Annotated in this window: 15 protein-coding genes and 1 tRNA gene; 7 read left to right on the forward strand and 9 right to left on the reverse strand. The window is 41.7% G+C overall.

Going from position 1 to position 21529, the window contains the following annotated elements; translation table 11 throughout:
* Positions 1–287 precede the first annotated feature (287 nt).
* The 4 genes from ettA to HG263_RS03125 all read left to right on the forward strand — a co-directional run bounded on the left by ettA (position 288) and on the right by HG263_RS03125 (position 3976).
* Entirely contained in the window at positions 288–1952 is a 1665-nt protein-coding gene (ettA, locus tag HG263_RS03110; RefSeq protein ID WP_171624606.1) for an energy-dependent translational throttle protein EttA, read from the forward strand.
* A 103-nt stretch (positions 1953–2055) separates the two neighbouring features.
* Complete coding sequence (locus HG263_RS03115; RefSeq protein WP_171624907.1) at positions 2056–2424, forward strand: PilZ domain-containing protein; 369 nt, start codon at positions 2056–2058, stop codon at positions 2422–2424.
* A gap of 164 nt (positions 2425–2588) precedes the next feature.
* Entirely contained in the window at positions 2589–3002 is a 414-nt protein-coding gene (locus HG263_RS03120) for a hypothetical protein (protein ID WP_171624607.1), read from the forward strand.
* Between the two features lie 59 nt (positions 3003–3061).
* The gene (locus HG263_RS03125; protein WP_171624608.1) at positions 3062–3976 is read left to right on the forward strand and encodes a M14 family metallopeptidase; all 915 of its coding nucleotides are present in this window, start codon (positions 3062–3064) and stop codon (positions 3974–3976) included.
* A gap of 70 nt (positions 3977–4046) precedes the next feature.
* Here HG263_RS03125 and HG263_RS03130 read toward each other — a convergent pair whose 3' ends face one another.
* Positions 4047–4637 (reverse strand): CBS domain-containing protein, encoded by a 591-nt coding sequence (locus HG263_RS03130; protein ID WP_171624609.1) that lies wholly within the window; start codon positions 4635–4637, stop codon positions 4047–4049.
* 349 nt (positions 4638–4986) lie between these two features.
* Here HG263_RS03130 and HG263_RS03135 point away from each other — a divergent pair, with 349 nt between their 5' ends.
* A complete protein-coding gene (locus HG263_RS03135; protein WP_171624610.1) occupies positions 4987–5943 on the forward strand; it encodes an FHA domain-containing protein in 957 nt (318 codons plus the stop codon).
* Between the two features lie 30 nt (positions 5944–5973).
* Here the strand turns inward: HG263_RS03135 and HG263_RS03140 are convergent, their stop codons facing one another.
* Complete coding sequence (locus HG263_RS03140) at positions 5974–6489, reverse strand: Mpo1 family 2-hydroxy fatty acid dioxygenase (RefSeq protein WP_171624611.1); 516 nt, start codon at positions 6487–6489, stop codon at positions 5974–5976.
* A 146-nt stretch (positions 6490–6635) separates the two neighbouring features.
* Here HG263_RS03140 and HG263_RS03145 point away from each other — a divergent pair, with 146 nt between their 5' ends.
* Positions 6636–7925, forward strand: a complete 1290-nt coding sequence (locus HG263_RS03145) for an amidohydrolase (RefSeq protein ID WP_171624612.1) — start codon at positions 6636–6638, stop codon at positions 7923–7925.
* 161 nt (positions 7926–8086) lie between these two features.
* Here the strand turns inward: HG263_RS03145 and recD are convergent, their stop codons facing one another.
* The 5 genes from recD to HG263_RS03170 all read right to left on the reverse strand — a co-directional run bounded on the left by recD (position 8087) and on the right by HG263_RS03170 (position 19400).
* A complete protein-coding gene (gene recD / locus HG263_RS03150; protein WP_171624613.1) occupies positions 8087–9982 on the reverse strand; it encodes an exodeoxyribonuclease V subunit alpha in 1896 nt (631 codons plus the stop codon).
* Positions 9979–13530 (reverse strand): exodeoxyribonuclease V subunit beta, encoded by a 3552-nt coding sequence (gene recB / locus HG263_RS03155; protein ID WP_171624614.1) that lies wholly within the window; start codon positions 13528–13530, stop codon positions 9979–9981. Before recB ends, recD begins: the two co-directional genes overlap by 4 nt.
* Complete coding sequence (gene recC, locus HG263_RS03160) at positions 13517–16813, reverse strand: exodeoxyribonuclease V subunit gamma (protein ID WP_171624615.1); 3297 nt, start codon at positions 16811–16813, stop codon at positions 13517–13519. The genes recB and recC overlap by 14 nt, the downstream gene beginning before the upstream one ends.
* Positions 16814–16921: 108 nt before the next feature.
* The gene (locus HG263_RS03165) at positions 16922–17944 is read right to left on the reverse strand and encodes a GGDEF domain-containing protein (protein WP_171624616.1); all 1023 of its coding nucleotides are present in this window, start codon (positions 17942–17944) and stop codon (positions 16922–16924) included.
* A gap of 412 nt (positions 17945–18356) precedes the next feature.
* Entirely contained in the window at positions 18357–19400 is a 1044-nt protein-coding gene (locus HG263_RS03170; RefSeq protein ID WP_171624617.1) for an alkene reductase, read from the reverse strand.
* A 144-nt stretch (positions 19401–19544) separates the two neighbouring features.
* Between HG263_RS03170 and HG263_RS03175 the strand changes: the two genes are divergently transcribed.
* On the forward strand, positions 19545–20126 hold the full coding sequence (locus HG263_RS03175; protein WP_171624618.1) for a TetR/AcrR family transcriptional regulator: 582 nt from the start codon (positions 19545–19547) through the stop codon (positions 20124–20126).
* 137 nt (positions 20127–20263) lie between these two features.
* Here the strand turns inward: HG263_RS03175 and HG263_RS03180 are convergent.
* Together HG263_RS03180 and nadA are read right to left on the reverse strand one after the other, a co-directional pair.
* Positions 20264–20353: transfer RNA gene (locus tag HG263_RS03180), tRNA-Ser, on the reverse strand.
* 95 nt (positions 20354–20448) lie between these two features.
* Positions 20449–21489 carry a quinolinate synthase NadA gene (gene nadA, locus HG263_RS03185; protein WP_171624619.1) on the reverse strand — a complete coding sequence of 347 codons (1041 nt, stop codon included), beginning with the start codon at positions 21487–21489 and terminating at the stop codon, positions 20449–20451.
* Positions 21490–21529 lie beyond the last annotated feature (40 nt).

Consider the following 21529-nt stretch of genomic DNA (forward strand, 5'->3'; position numbering starts at 1 on the left):
TACAATTTCTCTAAACAATTGTTCTCAATGTAAGCTAATATTACCGTTTTCCTGACCCTGAAACAGGTCAAAAATGACCTATAATTATAAAGTTATGGCTTTTCACTAGGTTAGAATGAAAGTGAGCAATAAAAGCACAACTCATACACATTTGTTAAATAATAAGGTTGTATTATAAAGTTATTAGTAAGCTCATACCTTAGTAATAGTAATTACGCTAAAACATTGCCCCATCGCTGCGCTTTCACTAAAATAACGCCAAACTAAATAATTAGAATTGGAACCTCATGGCTCAATATATTTATACAATGTCGCGGGTGAGCAAAGTTGTGCCGCCTAAAAGAACCATCTTAAAAGATATCTCTCTGTGTTTTTTCCCAGGTGCCAAAATCGGTGTTCTTGGCCTAAATGGTGCGGGTAAATCTACTTTATTACGCATCATGGCGGGTATTGATAAAGAATTTGAAGGTGAAGCGCGCCCGCAACCTGGTACCAAGATAGGCTACCTGCCACAAGAACCTGTTCTAGACGAAAGTAAAACCGTTCGTGAAACAGTTGAAGAAGCCGTTAGTGAAGTTAAAAACGCTTTAGCGCGTCTTGATGAAGTTTATGCAGAGTATGCGATGGAAGACGCTGACTTTGATGCGCTTGCAAAAGAGCAAGGTCAGTTGGAAGCGATTATTCAAGCACATGATGGTCATAATATTGATAATGTTTTAGAACGTGCTGCAGATGCTCTTCGTCTACCTGAGTGGGATGCAAAAATTGAACATTTATCAGGAGGTGAACGTCGTCGCGTTGCAATCTGTCGTTTGTTGCTTGAAAAACCAGATATGCTGTTACTGGACGAACCAACGAACCACTTGGATGCTGAATCTGTCGCTTGGCTTGAGCGATTCTTACATGACTATGAAGGCACTGTTGTGGCAATCACCCACGACCGTTACTTCTTAGATAATGTAGCTGGTTGGATTTTAGAACTTGACCGCGGCCATGGTATTCCATGGGAAGGTAACTACTCGTCTTGGCTTGAGCAAAAAGACGCGCGTTTGAAACAAGAAGAAAAGTCAGAAAAAGCACGCCAAAAATCGATTGAGAAAGAACTTGAATGGGTTCGTTCAAATCCAAAAGGCCGTCAGGCAAAATCGAAAGCGCGTATGGCTCAATTTACCGAAATGCAGCAGTCTGACTATCAAAAACGTAATGAAACTAATGAGCTGTTTATTCCACCGGGTCCTCGTTTAGGTGACAAAGTTATTGAAGTGAATAACCTAAACAAAAGCTTTGGTGATCGCGTCCTTATCGATGACCTAAGTTTCAATGTACCAAAAGGGGCAATTGTCGGTATTATTGGTGCAAACGGTGCTGGTAAGTCTACACTTTTCAAAATGTTAAGTGGTCAAGAACAACCATCAGGCGGTGAAATTGTTATTGGTGATACTGTTGAACTCGCAACTGTTGAGCAGTTCCGTGAGAACATGGACGAAAACAATACGGTATTCCAAGAAATTTCTAACGGCCAAGACATCCTCAAAATTGGTAACTTTGAGTTCCCAAGCCGTGCATACGTAGGCCGTTTTAACTTTAAAGGGAACGATCAGCAGAAGTTTGTTAAAGAACTTTCGGGTGGTGAGCGTAACCGTTTACATTTGGCCAAACTATTGAAAGCAGGCGGCAACGTGATCCTACTGGATGAGCCAACTAACGATCTAGACGTTGAAACGCTGCGTGCCCTAGAAAACGCTATTTTAGAGTTCCCTGGTTGTGTTATGTGTATTTCCCACGACCGTTGGTTCTTAGACCGAATTGCAACCCATATTTTAGATTATCGTGATGAAGGTCAGGTAAACTTCTTTGATGGTAACTACACAGAATATGAAGAATGGTTGAAAAAGACTTACGGTGCTGAAGCCGCTGAGCCGAAACGTATAAAATACAAAAAAATAGGTTAACTCATATAGCCCGCAAGCCTCGATAATTCGGGGCTTTTTTATAGTTGGTAATGACTAAGATAAGCAACTATGCTTAACACATACCCGTTATAGAGGAACGATGATGGAAGAGCGCCGACAATTTACCCGAGTGTTATTTTCAACCCCTGCGTTATTAATGACAGCCAGTGGAGACTATAATTGTCAATTGCTTGATTTATCGCTTAAGGGTGCACTTGTTACATTGCCTAAAGGTTATGTTCCTTTAAAAGACGAATTGGCAAGTATTAAAGTTATGCTGCCTGATAGTGATATTACCATCTCTATGGAAGTAGAAGTAAGACACATTGAACATGATCATCTTGGCTTACACTGTAGTCAAATTGATTTAGACAGCGTGACCCATTTAAAAAGATTGATTGAGCTAAACATTGGTGACGATAAAGTGCTTCACAGAGAACTCGTTCAGTTAATACATAGTTCTGAGGCTTAATGCCTAGCCCCTTCTTTCATTTTTACAAAACCTGAACTTTGCTCATCCATTTTACATCATCAAAACGGATGATAAATTTTTGTCCCTCCATATTTTATTCATTTTGTTTCATTATTCTAAACGGACTAAACAGTTACCCTATTGAGAAAATGGAACACCTTAACATGAAAGAGCTTAGACTACAGATTAACATAACCTTCTACACCCTTGTTGCATCAATAGTTTTATGCCTACTAACCGTATCAATGTTTGTAACTCATGACCATGATAACGCCTTGCTGAAAAGTGCCATGGTGCTATCTTTTATACTCATTGGTGCAATTAATGTTAATTTACTAATGGCACTATCAGGAAAACGTAAAGCCAGTTTATGTAACAACGGCCTTCATTACGTATCCGCAATTGGACGTAAAGTGTATATCCCAGCTGAGAGTATTAGTCATATTAAAGTTAAAAAATGCTGTGGTATAAGAATAACCAAAGTGTCTACCCCTGAACGAAATATCTACTTTTTAAGCTTCCAATTTTCAACACTACAAGAGCTTAAACTAAAAGAATTTGGTTATTTAGCTCAGTAAGTTGCACCTGCTCACTAAAGCAAATAGGATGGAGTTTTGCTCTATTATTTGAGGCTTTTATGTCACAACTTTATCCTATTGGCGAAGCAAATATCCCTTGGCAAGCCCATCACAAAAAACAGTGGCTCGAACAACAGCAGGTAAAACGCAGTTATACTGACGAAGTCGAATCGCAAATAAAAGCATTGTCAGATCAACTCGACGTTGAACAATATGGGAGGTTAGATTATAACCCCCATCAATATTCACTTTATGCGCTGAAAAGCAAACAGTGGCAAGACCATAAACCAACCGTGCTAGTGACTGGTGGCGTGCATGGCTATGAAACCAGTGGTGTACATGGTGCGCTCGCCTTTGCAAAACATCACGCACAATATTACCAACGCTTTTTTAACGTCATCGTACTACCTTGTATCAGCCCATGGGGCTATGAAACCATCAACAGATGGAACCCCAACGCCATTGACCCTAATCGATCGTTTTATCAAGACTCCCCAGCTGAAGAGTCACGACTCGCTATGGCGTATATTAATACCTTAGGCTGCGACATTGTCTGCCACGTTGATTTACACGAAACAACGGATACCGATAATAGTGAATTTAGACCAGCTCTTGCTGCAAGAGACGGTAAACAAAACCATAATTGGAATATTCCAGATGGATTTTATCTAGTTGGTCATACTCAAAAACCACAACCCGCGTTTCAAAAAGCTATTATAGAAAAAGTTGCAACCGTCACCCCTATCGCCCCTGCTGATGAATCTAATCAACTGATTGGCGTGCCTGTCGAACAATTTGGCGTGATCAACTACGATGGGACAACTTTGGGTTTATGTATGGGAATGACATCAGCGCCTTACGTCACGACCACTGAAGTTTACCCTGACGGTGCATCGGCTACGCCTCAAAACTGCATCGATGGTCAAGTCGCCGCTGTTATTGGCGCGTTAGACTATATTTTAAACCTTGGCTAACTAACTTGAAGTTAACTACTTGGCACAGCTTTGTTCATTGACATTAATGCTGTGCCAATGACTTCGTACATTATGCGAGCATTTCTTCATGCCCGTGAATAATAGCAAATATCTCTTTGAAAGAATGGGCTTTTTGAATAATGTTGACCGGAATATGTAACGCTCTGGCAATATCACTGGCTGAGATCATCCCTCGCAAACCACCATTTTTACTTACTAATAGTACATGTTGTTGCCCTATCTCTTTTAAAGTTTCCAACACGTCACCTATTTTGGCCTCTTTAACAAGACTAAAAGGAAGTGCATGCAAGTCGTTTTTACTCGTCATCACGTCTTCCACTGTAAGATCACTGCGCGCTTGATTACGCTTTTGCGCAATACTTAATACTTTCCGTCCTGTTAAATCTCTAGAGTTAACAACTCCTAAAAAAGTATCATCATGGTCGATAACCAGCTTAGAGCGCACATGACCATTGACCATCATGAAAAGCGCATGATCTATATCTACATCTTTGAGGATCATCTGAGGCGCACGGCGAGTAAAATCGGTGACAACCTTTAAAGCGCTTGAATATAAGGTTAATGGCTGAGAATCGTAATGATCACATAAAGAGTATACGTTTTCTAACTTAACCGTATTCATTTTTTTAAATTCACTCATTGAAGCCTCTTTAATTAGACGAATAAGCTGTTTTCAAAATATGGTTCATTCTGCAATAATGCGCAAGATGGGATTACGGATATAGTTGTAATCTTGTGTAATTGGCTAATGCCATAAAAATCTCTAGACTATTGTTGTAAAATGTAGTTTTGTTAAATCGCCCAATAATGTGTGGTATTGGTTAGGGTTATTATTTAAATTCAGGCCAAAAAAACGACAAAACAAGAGCTTATGCTATTAACAAACACTATTTGTATCTTTAAGCATTCGCAAAGCTGCAGATAAATGGAATAATCGTCTTAGCAATGACGCTTGATGACAACACAAAAGGTAATGTAAGGACATATATATGGCTTATCTTATTGATGAACACAAACTGAGCAAAGTATATCTAAAAAGCTATCATACGATTGGCCGTTATAAGTTCAATGTTGACACTTTGATAGACCAACCTGGAGTCTCACGTCATCACGCAATTATCGAGCTTGCCCAAGGTAAATGGCTTATCCGCGACGTTAGCACTAATGGCATTTGGATCAATGATAAAAAAATTGATAAGAATCTACCCTACCAACTATGTGAAAACGACAAACTCGATTTTGCCGCCCCAGGTCAGAATTCTTTTGTAGTCGCTAACTTAAATACACAATGCCAATTTCTGGTTTCGCAAAGCGACAACCAGCAAGTAATTGAAATATCAGATCAACTATTGCTTCCTGATGGCGATAACCCGACCCATATTATTTATTATGATCAAATGCTCAATTATTGGTTCCTTGAAGATCTCAATACCAGTGATCGTCAAGCACTCATTGATGGTGGGCTCGTTAATGCCTTTAATAATCAGTGGGTTTTTTATTCGGCTGGTACTGCCGCAATGACTAAGCACCTTGAGCGTTTACCTAGCGTGAAACCATGCGGACTTTCATTCTCAGTCAGTCAAGATGAAGAGGCAACACAATTGTCTGTAAACCTTGATGGTAATACCATTGATTTGGGTGTTCGCAGTCACCACTACTTATTGTTGCTGCTCGCTCGTTTGCGTATTCAAGATAAAGATGACGGTTTAGAGCAAGAGCAACAAGGCTGGATTTACCGAGAAGATTTAATCAAAGCGCTAGGTGTGCAAATGAACCATATGAATATTATGGTCCACAGGGCGCGAAAACAGTTAACTGACGCTGGTGGCGAGGCCTATCCTGAGCTTGGTTATCTCATTGAGACTTCAAATGGTAAGCTGCGCCTTAACAGCCAAGATATCACGATTATCAAGGGGCACAAACTAGAGACGCGCATGTCACTTTAAGCTTCCTTTTAGAGGCTGAGTATTAAACACTCAGCCTTTGCGATACTCACCTGCAACAGCTATGATTTTCTGCTCCAGCGTCTTCATTAATCCGAGCATAAATAATGCTTCAACGACAACAAATAGTGGCCCAATAACTAGCCCAATTAAATCATCAACAAAAGCAGGCTTTTTCCCTTCAAAATAATGACCAATAAACTGTAAAATCCACCCGCAAACAAAAAGCACAGCGCCTAACAAGTAAAACCAACTCTTGTCGTCTGGCCAGCCAATATAGAGCTGTTTAGCGGCCGTATACACGAGCGCAAATAATAACGACATCAGCGCACCTAATCGAAAGTCTAAACGCAAGTAATAAGCACTGCACAACAGAACCACAATCAGGGTTGGCGTTAATACCATAGAATTTAATTGGGATATTGGAATATAAAGGAGTAGACCGATGGCAATGACGATTAAAGGGATCCCCACAAAGTGCGTTGCTATGTTACGCCTATCTCTGTGGTACTTTGCATAGTTTATTAGTTTTTGTTCCAACATAGTCATCAATACACACCAAAATTAAAGTAATTACTTTATTTAGTTAAACCATATCGCTCAATTTTTGTCAATTTTGTCCTTTATCTAAAACATTAGCATCCGCTGCTACGCTGAGTTAGGCTAACCGCAAAATAATAATCTGGGTAACATACATGCGCTTTTTTCTTTTGTGGTTAGTTAGTAGCCATCTATTTATAACTAATTTGGCTTGGGCAAATATCGCTCAAAGCTCAAACTTAGATTCGATTAATCAAGATGTTATAAAATGGCGCCGCCATTTGCATCAATACCCTGAACTGAGCAATAGAGAATATAAAACTGCTGAGTATATTGCAGCTCACTTGCGTAAACTTGGTCTAGAAGTACAAACAGGTGTTGCCCATACCGGCGTGGTAGCGAAATTGGTTGGAGCCAAGCCAGGCCCGTTGATTGCACTGCGTGCTGATATGGATGCACTGCCTGTAACAGAGCAAGTAGCGCTCCCCTTTGCATCAAAGCAAGTTGCTGAATATCGCGGGAAAGAAGTAGGTGTTATGCACGCATGCGGTCATGACACACATGTTGCTATTTTGATGGGGGTTGCAACTTTGCTAGCACAACAGCAGTCGCAACTATCCGGTTCAGTGATGTTTATCTTCCAACCAGCAGAGGAAGGCGCGCCAGAAGAAGAAGAAGGCGGTGCACAATTAATGCTAAAAGAAGGTATATTTGCCGCGCAAAAACCTGAAGCGATTTTTGGGTTACACGCAACCAGCCGCTTGAAAGTCGGACAAATTGGTTATAGAAGTGGCCCGATGATGGCCAGTGAAGACTCGTTTTCAATCATTGTTCAGGGTAAACAAACTCATGGCTCTCGACCTTGGCGTGGCATTGACCCGATAGTTACCGCCGCGCAGATCATTATGTCAGCACAAACGATTGCCTCAAGACAAGTTGATGTTACTAAAGCCCCTTCGGTGCTGTCATTTGGCGCGATAAACGGTGGCGTGCGCTCTAATATTATCCCTGATCAAGTTGAGCTAATCGGCACCATCAGAACGTTTGACCAAACCATGCGTGCAGACATTAAGCAGCGCCTAGAAAAAACGACCTCTCTTGTAGCTCAATCAGCAGGAGCAACAGCAACCACAAAAATTAATTCGGGCTATCCTGTTACTATCAACAACCCGCAACTTACAAAAAAGATGTTGCCAACGTTACAATCACTCATTGGAAACGATAATTTAATTGAGCTTGACCTGATTACCGGTGCTGAAGATTTTTCATACTATGCATTAGAAACACCTGGGTTGTTTTTGATGTTAGGCGTTACACCAAAAGATAAACCGCTAAACGAAGCGGCCAGTAACCACTCACCTTTGTTTTATGTGGATGAAGATGCTTTAGCAGTTGGAGTATCTACACTGAGTAACCTCGCGTTAAATTACTTAAACGACCGATAAGCATGAAAAAGCCGCCATAATCATCAAACTATGGCGGCATAATTGAACCACTGGGCAGTGGGTACACTAAGGGAATGTAAGCTTTAAGTTAATATTTCTAGCTAAAGCCGACATGAAAACTATAGAGTAGTTCGTAAGAAACACAAAACATTATCCACTTGTTAATTTTTCATTAACCTATTACGTAACCCAGAACACCTTGCTACTGACCTATTCATTGCATTGAGTAATACTTGTTCTTGAGCCACCAGCTCAAAATGCTGTTTGGCTCGCGTGATCCCTGTATACACGAGCTGCCGGTTAATACCAACTGAAGCTCGTTGAATGGGTGGTAATATCATCGCAGTATGCGCAAATTCAGATCCTTGAGACTTGTGAATAGTCATGGCGTATACATTCTCATACCGTGGTAAACGCGCGGGATAAAACGCTCGGAAACTGCCCTGCTCATCAATAAAGGTTGCTTTTAACTGTCCTTGTTCATCGGGCAATAATATACCAATATCACCATTAAACAGCTTTAACTGGTAGTCATTCTCTACCACCATAATTGGCTGACCTGCATAATGGCGTGTGATCGGATTAATCAATCGTTTAGCATAAAGCGCTTGTTCAATGCGCCTATTTAGCTGTTCAACACCATAAGGTCCTTCTCTGAGTGCCGCGAGCAATTGATACTGTGAAAAGGCATGGTGAATGTCTTTTACATCGGCTCCGTTATGCATCAAAGTTAAATAACGACTGTAATGTGAGGCCGCTCGCTCGACTAACGCTATGTATTGCTCGTTATTTAGCCCCCACAACGTGATATCACTATATCCTTTTGTCAACGTTAGATTAAGCAGCTGCGTGTCATTATTGTTTACCGCTAAAGCTAGCTGCCCAACGCCACTTCGGCTATCAAAACGATGGCTTTTTTGTAAAAATGCAATACTATCAGACAGTAAAAAGTCGCTGTGTTGCACCTTGAGAAAAGGCTTGTTGGCAAAGCACAATGTATTGAGTTTATCGCACAAACTTTGGCTATAGTTGGGTTGCTTATTGAGCGCCAAATCTTGGCATAAATCACTCATCACACTACCGGTGTCAACCGAAGCAAGTTGGTCCTTATCGCCTAATAAAATTAACCTTGCATGCGTGGGTAATGCTTGCACAAGTTTAGCAAGTAGAGATAAATCAACCATTGACGCTTCATCAATAATTAGCAAATCTAAGTGCAGCGGGTTAAATTGATTGTGGCGATACTGATTACTTTGTGGGATCACACCCAGCAAACGGTGAATAGTTTGTGCTTGATCTACAATCAGCTCATTCAGTTTAGGGGCTAACCCTAACTTTGCTTTTGCGCCCAAAATTGATTCACTTAACCGAGCAGCAGCTTTACCTGTTGGGGCGACGAGTTTGACGGTGAGGGGCGCTTCAATGTACAAAGATTGCAAAATTGCCAACAACTTAGTGACTGTTGTGGTTTTACCTGTACCAGGCCCACCGGTGATCACACAAAAACCACTACTGGCGGCCATGGCACATGCTACCTTTTGCCAATCTATACCGCTATCCTCGGAGTCTGGAAAGTAGCTGTCTAGCAAGTGTATCAGCTTGTCTTCATCCAGTTTTATAACTTGCTGTTGCATCTGTAAGAAACGCTCAGCTAACATAGCTTCATAGCTGGCTAAACGGGATAAATACAACTTATCAGCAAACAGCACAAGTGGTTTACCTTCGCCTACGGCAGGGTGTTGCAATAATTGTTGCCAGATAATATTGCCATCTTGGGGTTGCCAAGGAGCTAAAGGTACATCTAGCTGGTAAATGGCCAGTGAAAAAGGATCCGCCCACTGAATTTCCTCATACGATAAACAACTATGTTGTTGTTGTTCGGCACGAAGCAATAACAGGATCACATAAAAACTGTCATCTATTTTCTGATTATTCAATAACTTTGCTAAAGCAAGATCAGAATGACGAACTCGCATGTGTACCAGCAAGGCGGCAATATATGCGTCGTGATCAATGACGGCCTGTGGCGTATCGGCAAATAAATCTAACTGACTCATAGCAAACTACCTTGGCTAAACAATGCATCCAACTTAAGCAATTGCTCTGTACTTAATTGATTAAAGTACACGCCAGCTGTATCAGGTAGCGCTCTTAAAAACAAATAATAGACTCCCCCTAAATGGGTATCTGGGTGGTAATCAGCGATACGTTGGATCAGTAAACGATGTAATGCAACCGAATAGATCATGTATTGCAAATGATATTGGTGGGCATCCATCGCCAGCTTTAAGTTATCAGTTTGATAGTCGTTTGGACTATCTCCAAGGTAATTAGACTTATAGTCCAAAATGTAATATTTACCCTCATAGACAAAGATCAGGTCGATAAACCCTTTTAAGAGCCCTTTGACGTTATCAAAGCTTAATTGGCTATGCTGACCGGTAATATCACTCACCAAACGATTTAACTCTGTTGCGCTCAGCGGCTCCAATGGCAGATAAAACTCCATCTCCACCAAACAATCACTTGGCCTTAACTTGGCTAGCTGTAGAGCATTTTCAGCATTAAGCTGGCATTGCAAACAGCCTTGTATCCAATCTTGAACAGGAACTTGCCATTGTTCATCAATATGATATTTGCTGAGACTTTTTGCTATTGCTTCGCTCAAAGGAAGTTGCTCGTTGCTAGTTGGAGAGTGTGGCGAAGTAAAATCAATAAGCTCAAAAATTTCATGCAAACAACTACCCGGTTTTGCCCCTTTTGGGAAAGTATAAGGGCTAAGTTGCGTGTTTACTGAATGAGCACCTTGATCTGGCAAATCTAACTGATGGTTCTCATCTAGTGCGCCAAGCGGTCTTTCATCAGTGTGACTGTGATAGCTTAATTGGCTAAAACTTGTTGCTCGCCAATTTCTCTCTATAGATGCACTCACAGGCTTAACTGACAACGATTGCAGGGCTGGACTATTTGCTGACACTTTAAGCTGCACACCGACGTCTTCTGCTAACCAACATAGTGCAATATCATCATGCTCGTCACAGAAAGACTGTAAAGCCTCATGCCACTGTGCTTGAGATTGGAAGCTCTGTGCACTAAACAGTACATAGCCAATGGCCGTTTGCGTTATGCCCGGCTTTTTACTGCGCCCCGCGGCAACATTAAATAATCCAATATCACAAAAATGGATAGCCCGGGTGAGTGCAACGTACAGCAGCCTTATATCTTCAGCTAGACGTTCTTGCTGTGCAAGTGCAAGCTCATCATCTCCGGCATCCAGTGAATACACCAATTGCCCATCACGGTGAAATACCACATCACTTGCCTCGCGATAACTATTAGCAAATGGCATATAAACTATTGGATATTCAAGCCCTTTTGATGCATGCATTGTGACAATTTTTACCAAGTCAGCGTCACTTTCTAATCGAACCTGAGCACTATCTTGAGCTGCATGCTGAGTTTGTGTAGCAAACCAGCGCAACACACGTAACGTGCCGTCGAGCTCAATTTGCTTTTGTTGTAAAAGCTCGGCTAAATGGCGATAGTCTGTAAGCCAACGCTCTACATTGTAACCTTGTGCTTGCCAAAGCGCAGGCAAGTTATTTTGTGTAAGCAGTTGCTCTAACATCGCCATAGCACCTTGTTTGTACCACAGCTTTTGTAACTTGCTAAATTGCTCAAGGTACCCCTGCCATTGTTGCTCGTGAGTGCGAAGTTGAAATATTTGCTGATAGTCCAATGCAAATAAGGGGCTGACTAAAACGCCTCGCAACGCAGCTTCATCGTACTTACCATGAAGTACTTCTAAAAAGCTTAATATTGCATGACTGATTGGCTGACTGAAAATACTATCCCGAGCCAAATAAACACTAGGAATAGCTGACTGAGCAAGCGCAGATTTGATAACACTCGCCTCCCCTCTATCTCGCACTAACACGCAGATATCACCGGCTTGCACGGCTTTGTTACCTATCAACGCCTTACCTTCAGCCGCGTCAATAAGTAACTGCGCAATTTTGTTTGCATAGTTTTTTGCCAAAATAGGTAATGCCTGAGATTTACTGGTTATCGCAGCATCATCTTTGTAAACACTAAATTGCAATGCTGTATCACCCAACGCTTTTGACGAAAAACGGCTATCTTCCGACTTGCCATTGGCCGTTACAGAAATAAATGGAATATCCTTGTTGAAAATAAAGCTATGCTCATGGTTAGAAAATATCGCATTAACCGCAGCAACCACACCCGTGGCTGAGCGGAAATTGGTTGCTAAGGTATATTGATTGCTCGGTTCAACTTGTTGCTTTGCATGAATATATGTGAAAATATCAGCTCCACGAAAACCGTAAATGGCTTGTTTAGGGTCACCTATCATGGTCAGCGCGCTACCACCTTCTGTGCCATAAATTGTATCAAAGATGCCATACTGGACGGGGTCGGTGTCCTGAAACTCATCTATCATGGCAACCGGAAACAACTGCGCAATTTTATCAACTAAGATGTCACCTTGCTTTGATTTTAACGCTTCATAAAGCTGACGTAGTAAGTCGTCCGGACTAATCAAACCATGTTGCTGCTTGTGAGCCCTTAGCAGTCGGCGTACCTCAACCACGCTGTACTGCAAAATAGCAATTTTTAGCCCGGTACTGACTTGCGAGTGCAATTGGGCCATCATATCAAATTCGCTTGTCATGGAGTGCTCAATAAGCGCCGCGCCTTTTTTATAGTTGGCAGGGTTTGATAATGATGCTTCGCCCCAGATTGAAAAAGAATGTTTAGCGCTGCCAAACTCAAAATACCAATCGTCACTTTGGCAATATGCAATCAACGCATCAATATTGCCTGCTCTTCCAGGTGTTTTGTTTTTAGCCAAACCCGAGTTCGCAAGCACGCTAAAAAAGTCACTACTCATTAATGATTGTTTAAATTTTTGCGCCTGTTGTTGATATTGCTTTCTTGCGTCGAGCACTGTTTGCAAATCTAATTGTGGGGTAATCGTCGCCTGCTCTTTATTTAGGATACTAATTACTTCTTTAGCCAATGATTGCGGACTCTTGTAGTGCTCAATAACCGCTTGCGTGGTATCCCTATCCAACGGATAAACAAAGCTACGCCAATGATCTTTAATCGCCTCTAATACAAGCTCAGACTCATCTAAAACAAACTCAAGATTGAATGCCACATTAGACTCAAAAGCATGTTGCTTTAGCATCCTTTGACAAAAACCATGTATGGTAAAAATCGCCGCTTCATCAATTGATTTAGCTGCAGAATCTAGCAATACAAAAGAGTTGTGAGGGTCGTCAACCTGAGCAAGAACACGGTTGACTAACTCGTCTTGGCAAGGCTGCCCCAATAAGGCATCGCGCGCGAGCAAAATACGTGCTCTAACCCGCTCTTTAATTTCTTGCGTTGCAGCTTCAGTAAAAGTAACCACTAGGATCTGCTCAACGCTCAGCGGTGCGCTTGGCTGTTCGGGTATTTGCAAGCCAAGTAGACAGCGTAGATACAAACCTGTGATAGTATAGGTCTTGCCAGTACCAGCGCTGGCTTCAATCAAGCTGCTACCCGAGATTGGCATCACTTGTGGATTAAGCATCTGCATATCGCTGCTCCTGAGCTAAAGTCACAATATCTGCCAGTAAATCCTGACTAATCGTTTGAAGCGGCTCAATAACCTCTGCAAGCGTTGTAAAATTCAAAGCTACATACGCATCTTCGCTTTCTCCGTAGCCAATATATTGCCCGCCATTAAACTTAGCAGCCGCTTTATTTGCATCACCCGTTGCGACTAATTCATAAGCCGTGCTGACAAAAAATGGCATAGGTTGGGCTAAACACGCTCGGTAAAAGCTCAGCCACTTTTGTAAATAGCCGTGTGCTTTTGACTTTTCCATCGGTGCAAAACTCACCTGTTCATCAAGCCCGTAAATATAGGTATGCACGGGCTCATCCATACACTGAGCAATACAATGCATTAAAAACCCTTTTACTCGGTCTTTTGCCTTTATACTGGCACTGCGATAAAAAATTTGTTTGTTGTCGTAGAGCTTATCTAGCCAGCCCAACAAGGTATGCTGAGCAATATCTAAACGCACTTCTAGCGGAGCTCTTGGTTGCTTAACTTGAGGCTTTAGCAGCTCTACCATGGGTTGCACACGTTGTTGCAAACGCGCAAGCTGTATTTCGCCTACCGCCGCTTGCGGTAAATTACCGCGTTGCATTATTTGTGCTAAGTTTATTGGCTCATCTCTTAATTCAGCCGCTAACAATTCATCCAAGTAAAAGTAGCGTTCAAGGGTATCCAGAACAAAGGGTTCTTCATCTTTATTGAGTTCAGTTTGTTCGTTTAATCTCAAGCCCAATGTTTGCGTATAAAAAGCCTTTTGAGGGGCAAGTACAGTAAACAAAAACTGACCAATATCGAGGTGTTTTTCATACTCAACATCAAGGGGAGCTGGTGGTTGCCGCTCAAGCTTTGTGTTTTCGACTAGCCATACTGGGTTATAACTTTGCAACTTATTGTCAGGGCAGTAATTAGCTGGGTTAAAAGGTTGTAATGTTGCCCTTTGAAGCAAATGCTCAGATGGCTTTGACTCAATATTTTCATATTTAAAGCTTCGGTCAACATATTCCAATAGCTCACTGACCAATACAGATGGCATTTGTGGTTCATTATTGTAGCAAGAGCGACCAATATAACTTATGTAAAAATGCTCGCGAGCACTGAGCAGCGCTTCAAGAAACAGATAACGGTCGTCAAATTTTCGTGACCGGTCACCTTTTTGCCGTTTAGAGTGTGGTACTAAATCAAAACCGATTGGTTGCACGGTGCGTGGATAATCTGCATCATTCATACCCAGCAGGCACACAACTTTAAAGGGGACGGCACGCATAGGCATCAATGTACAAAAATTTACAGGCCCTACTAAAAAGCGCTGGCCAACGCCCTTTTCTTTTACGCCCTGCTTAACTAAATAGCTTAACACTCTAGCCGATACTGGCGATTGCATATCTAAGTTGTCATCATGTTTTTGCAAATCATCAATGACACTCTCTAAAGTAAGCAAGTCCCAGCTTTGTTCCGTCTGCGCATCATAAAACTGTGCGACCATCTCTCTGAGCAACTGGGCTTTATCAGTTAGTCGGTCGTCGTTGTTCAGCTTCAATTTGTAGCTGGCTAATGTATTGACGAAATGCAGCAGTTTACTCAAACTATTAACCGCCATACCTTCAACTAGATCGGCAGGATAAATATCGGCAAATGCAACCTGTTCGTCACTTGAAGCAATACCCAATAACAAACGGTTTAAGCCATGCTGCCACGTGTTAAGCGATAATGCTGGCAAGTCGTGCTCGGTTTTATGCTTGGCATCTAACCCCCATTTAACCCCTACCTGCTCTAACCAATACTTCAGTTGCGAAAACTCATGTTCTTCAACCTTAAACTTGCTAGCGATTGGGTTCACAGCAAGTAGGTCTAATATGTCCGATACACCAAATCGACTAAAAGGTAAGTTAACTAAACTAACAAACGAGCTTAAAATTGGCTTTTCTTGTTCAATTGATAAATCAGCCAATGCATATGGGATAAATCGCTCTGCGTTGGCAGCCCCAAACACTGCTTCAATGTATGGGCTATAAGTGCCAACATCTGGCATCATCACAATAATGTCTTTAGGAGTTAAGTTTGGGTTGTCGTGAAACAGCCTCAGTAAATGATCGTGTAAGCACTCAACTTCTCGCAAGGGCGTGTGACAGTCAACTAACTGAATAGATCTGTCCTCTGGGTTAATTGTCAGCTTACCTTCATCACTGATAAACCAGCTTTTGTCAGGCGTTAGTGACCGTCCTTTAAATGCTAATTGATATATTTCGCTGTGTACTTGAGCTAATAAACTGTCGTCAAAATCGCTGACAAAGCCATCAATCCACTGAGCATCTAATTGTACTAACTGTTCGAAGTAGTCGCGACCAAGCTTGCCCCACGATGACAACAGCGGGTTGCCTACAAAGTAATAATCTTCTTGGTTTTTTTGCGCTTCCAACTCAGGCATTTTAATGTATTTAGCGGCAATTTTTGACTGTGTTTTTTCGTCAACTAAATCTCCCCAGTAGTGCTCACTGGGATTGCAAAAAAATAATAGAACGTCAATTTTTTTAGCTAACGTTTGGAAAACTTCCAATTGACTAGGCGCCATTGCCGACAACCCAAATATGGTGATCCGCTCCGGTAGGAGCCGCTCTGGTAGGAGCCGCTCTGGTAAGAGCCGCTCATCTAAAGCATTGTCAAGAGCACTGAGCAGTTGTTGGTGCATATTAGCTCTGTGATAATCGCTTTGTCCCAATGATTGAGTATGCTTAACCAAGCGCCTCCAAAGATCAGGCTGCCAAGCTGCTACAGATATGTCTACATCATCTAACTCATCGCGTCCACTATCCCATTGGCTTATCCAATGCGGACGATACATCAGATATTGGTCATATACGTCGGCTATTTTTTCACACAGAGAAAACAGTTTTAAGCCATCACTGTCTTCTTTTAAATACTGGTTTAGTTGAGCATACTTATCATCATCTAAACAACTCGGTAATATTGAGACCAACTTCCAAGTCATATTTTGTTTGTTATAGGGAGATTCACTAGGCACATTAGGCAAAAATTGTTGGTACAATTGCCAAATAAAACTCGATGGAAGTGGAAAATCTACCTGAGCGGCAACGCCAAGTGCTTCACTAAGACCAATTTTTAACCATTGTGACATGCCAGGAGATTGCACCAATACAACTTCTTTGCTAAACGGGGAGCTCAATGGGGCCGTTTTTAACAACGTATGAAACTGCGCCTGTAATACTTCCATTTTATTAGATTGAATAATGTGCAACATGGTGGTTTCCCGAAGCTATTAACAACCAGAATAACCTGAGAATCTAGCTGATTTTTAAGTTTTATATGCTGTGGGCAGTGTAAGATATTTGCGTATCATAAGATAGATTCAAAACAGATCTATATCCCCATCTTCATCTCGTGATGGCGTCTGTGGTGGCTCCATTTGGTCATAAAAGCAAAGCTGATCCCTGCCATTTTCTTTTGCAAAATAAAGCGCCTTGTCAGCGCTTTCTAACACATGGATGGGAAAATCATAAGGCCCTACCTTTGCTACACCAATACTTACGGTCAGCTTATTAACAAAGGGGAATTTGGTAATACGAACAAGCTCCACAAACTTGTATAACAAGGACTCTATTTCTTCACGGGTGGCAGGTTCAAATACCAAAACAAACTCCTCGCCACCAAAGCGAAATAGTAAGTCTGTAGCTCTAAAGAATCCATCCATTACCTGAGCCAAAATAAGCAACACCTCATCGCCGCACACATGACCATAGTTGTCATTTACCCGTTTAAAATGGTCAATATCCAGCATAGCAAGCCAAGATACTGTTTCTCTATGAGTTTCTCTATCTTGCTGTGACTTAGTTGTTTTGTAATGCTTAAGAACTTGCTTTTCGATTAATTGTTTGAGTTTTTTATCAAAAGTCTGTCGATTTAACAGCCCTGTTAGCTTATCCCTTTCATTTTCATGCAAAATAGTCAGGTAGTTTTCGTAGATACAACAAAATGCATTGAGCAGCACTTGCTCTGAGCTGCCAAGCCCTTTACTAACAATTGCAATAGCCCCGATAGGCTTATCTGCTAATGTAATTGGCACCCATCTTCTTTCTATCCCATCGTTGCTTTGAACAGCGATAATACATGCTGAGTTCAAACAAGATAATAATTCCGAACTTGGGCTTTGTACCTTTTCAGATTGACTCCACCGATAACGTTTTCCCTCTATTACCTGTAAGCTTAGACAACATTCAACATCCGCAGCGTCCTTTAATGAGATAGATTTGTAGATTGATACTTCCTGACAACCAATAAATTCATGAATGGTGGATAGTAAACTTGATTCGAGTGAATCAACATCTCGCGTTTTTGTGAGTTTTACAACAGAGTGAAGTAGCTCTTCTTGCATAACCTACCCTAAAAAAATTAAAGTGTTAAAACAGCACCTAAATTGAGTTGTCAGTATTTAGCTATAAAACAACATTATTTAATTATTATAGACAGAATTTTTAAGCTTGTTGAGGATTGATAATTTGGGCCTGTTTTTCTTTCAAGTTTGTTTTTGCAGCAGTTGGATTAGTATTTATATAAGACAGAGCCAGCATATTTATTTTAAGCGAGTCTGGTGATAAAGACTTTTTACTCCTGTAAAGTCACCTTACCCCACTTCCATGTGGAGCAACAAAGTGGCAATCAAGCGCTGCCCTTCGGGGAACAGAATTAAACATCAAAGTTCAACAGGCCCTTGTAGTTCACTCTAGCAGGTTACCTGCACATTGAAGTGACAAAACGCTGAAAAATTTTCAGCGCGGTGGCGTAAACTATACTAGCTGGGCTAGCATTTCTTCATTGTATTGTGTTAACGGCTGCTGGTTTTTTACTTTATTAACATAGTCTGGGTTAGCAATAAATGGTCTGCCGATGGCAACTAGGTCAAATCGCTTGTTATCCAACGCCTGTGAAGCCGTTTGTGGTGTAAAGCCCCCAACACCAACCAAAGTGCCATTGTAGCGCGCACGCATGTAATCAGAAACACGTCCGCCCAAATGCTCAAATTGCATGTTATCGTCAAAAATACCCACATGCACAAATGCCAGCTCTCGTGCATTCAACTTAGCAAGTAGATAGTCGAATACTGCTTTATCTCTGTGATCCGGCTCCATATTAAAGTATGCCCCCGGAGATAAACGCAAGCCCACCTTTTGCGCACCAATTGCATCTGAAACTGCTGCAACAACTTCAAGCGCAAAGCGGGACATGTTTTCAGGCGTTTCGCCGTACTCATCCGTACGCTGATTTGAAGAGTAATGTAAAAATTGGTCTATTAGATAACCATTTGCACCATGGAGTTCAACGCCATCAAAACCCGCTTCAATCGCATTTTTTGCAGCCTGAGCATAATCAGCGACTAACTGCTTAATTTCAGCAGTTGTTGCAGCTTTAGGTGTTTGATAGCTTAAATCTCTCATTCTCGGAACCGTACCTTCAACACCAATAGCCGATGGAGCTAACACATCCCCTTCACCAAAAAAATAAGGATGTGCTACACGACCCACATGCCATAGCTGGGCAAAGATCTTACCTCCTGCGTTATGCACTGCACGAGTCACGTTTTTCCACCCGTCGATTTGCGCTTGAGTGAATAGTCCAGGTGTATTTGGGTAACCTTGGGCATCTGGACGAATAATTGTCGCCTCACTGATGATCAAGCCCGAATCAGCTCTGCGTGCGTAGTAGGCTGCCATTGCTTCTGTTGGCACTAAATTATCGTCGGCCATGCAACGAGTCAAAGGAGCCATCAAAATGCGGTTGTTTAGAGTGAGCGTGTCGTTGAGTTTGAATTGCTCAAATAATGTTGAAGTCATATTTCCTCGCCAAGGTAATTTTATTTTGTTCATTTTGAATATTCGTTCAAGATACACATACTTGAATAAACGTTCAAGAACTATTTTTGAATAAACAATCAAATTAGGGTAGAATTTTTTCAACCAATCAAGATAACTCCCTATATGAGAAGCGCAGAATTCGATAAAGAATATGTTTTACGCCAAGCTATGCGCACGTTTATGCAATATGGCTACAGTAAAACCAGCATGCAAAAATTAACAGAAGCTACGGGGTTGCACCCTGGCTCTATTTATTGCGCATTTAAAAATAAAAAAGGTTTGCTATTAGCATCTGTTGAGCAATATCAACAAGATAAAAATGAGCAATTTGAGCAACTGTTTGCACAGCATAAAAGCGTTCGCTCTGCGCTGGAAATATTTTTGCAGGACATTGTCCAGCCATGTGCCAGTAATGAAGCTACCAAGGTATGTCTGCTTACTCGTACACTGTCAGAAGTGGATGGCCAAGATGATGAAGTGACTCAAGTTCTCTCAAATAACCTTTGCGCATTTGAACAAGCACTACAGAGTGTATTAAGCAAAGCTCAGCACTGCGGTGAAATTAGCGCTACACCAAGTGCGAAAGAAAGAGCACAGTTTTTAGTTATGGGTATTTATGGACTAAGAACTTATGCCAGTACTAGTAGCGATGAGCAAGCACTTGTGAAGCTCAGTGAACAACTACTTGGACACGTTTTACAATAATAGCAGTGGACATTAATGTTTGAGCAATTTGTAGAATTAAATGACAGTTAGAATAACACACTGCCTTTCTTGAATTTCAGAGACAAAAAAAGCGCCGTAAAAGCGCTTTTTTTGTTGTGCCCATTTAAAAAGCAACATGGCGGAGAGGGAGGGATTCGAACCCTCGATAGGGGTTAGCCTATACACGAGTTCCAGTCGTGCGCCTTCAGCCACTCAGCCACCTCTCCGTTACACCTAAAGTGCGGGGCTAATACTATGAAAAGCAATGCACTTTAGCAAGTAGTTTTTCGGATATATCAATCAGTTGCTCAACTATCGAGCATTACTTTTGCAGACTTGCTGAAAAATCCAACATACGATTTAATGAACGCAATGCCCCTTCACGTAAATTCATATCAACAAATACTTCTTTACCTTGCGGGTCTACTAGTGCTTCTTCAATCGCTTTTAAGCCATTCATTGCCATCCACGGACAATGCGCACAACTTTTACACGTCGCGCCTTCACCTGCCGTTGGCGCTTCAAAAAACTCTTTATCAGGACACAACTGCTGCATTTTGTAAAAAATACCTCTATCAGTTGCAACAATGAACTTTTTATTATTCATTGTTTGTGCCGCTTTTATCAATTGGCTTGTTGAACCAACTGCATCAGCCAAATCGACTATCTCGGCAGGTGATTCTGGATGTACCAAAACAGCCGCATCTGGATGAAGCGCCTTCATATCTTTCAAAGCTTTTGTTTTAAACTCATCATGAACGATACACGCACCGTTCCACATGATCATATCTGCACCCGTTTTCTTTTGGATGTAAGAGCCAAGATGTTTATCCGGACCCCAGATGATCTTCTCCCCTTGTTCATCAAGGTGATCAACTATCTCTAGTGCACATGATGACGTAACTATCCAATCTGCTCGCGCTTTTACCGCTGTTGAAGTGTTCGCATACACGACCACCTTTCTATCTGGGTGTTGATCACAAAATGCAGAAAACTCGTCAATTGGACAGCCCACATCCAGTGAACATGTAGCCGCTAGCGTTGGCATAACCACGGTTTTATTAGGGGTAAGGATTTTAGCGGTCTCACCCATAAAGCGCACACCAGCTACCACAATAACATCTGCATCGTGCTTAGCGCCAAAGCGCGCCATTTCTAGTGAGTCGGCAACGCACCCACCCGTCTCTTCCGCCAAAGCTTGGATTTCAGGGTCTGTGTAGTAGTGCGCGACTAATACCGCATTTTTTTCTTTTAACAATGATTTGATACGCGCTTTATAAGCAGATTTTTCGTCATCTGATAATGGCGTAGGCTTGGGAGGAAAAATATAATCCTCTGGCATGATTTGTTCAGCTAAACTCATTTCTCGACCACTGTAGTCACATTGCATAATTAGGGCGAAT

The organism is Pseudoalteromonas caenipelagi, from assembly GCF_013140855.1.
GTDB classification, from domain to species: domain Bacteria; phylum Pseudomonadota; class Gammaproteobacteria; order Enterobacterales; family Alteromonadaceae; genus Pseudoalteromonas; species Pseudoalteromonas caenipelagi.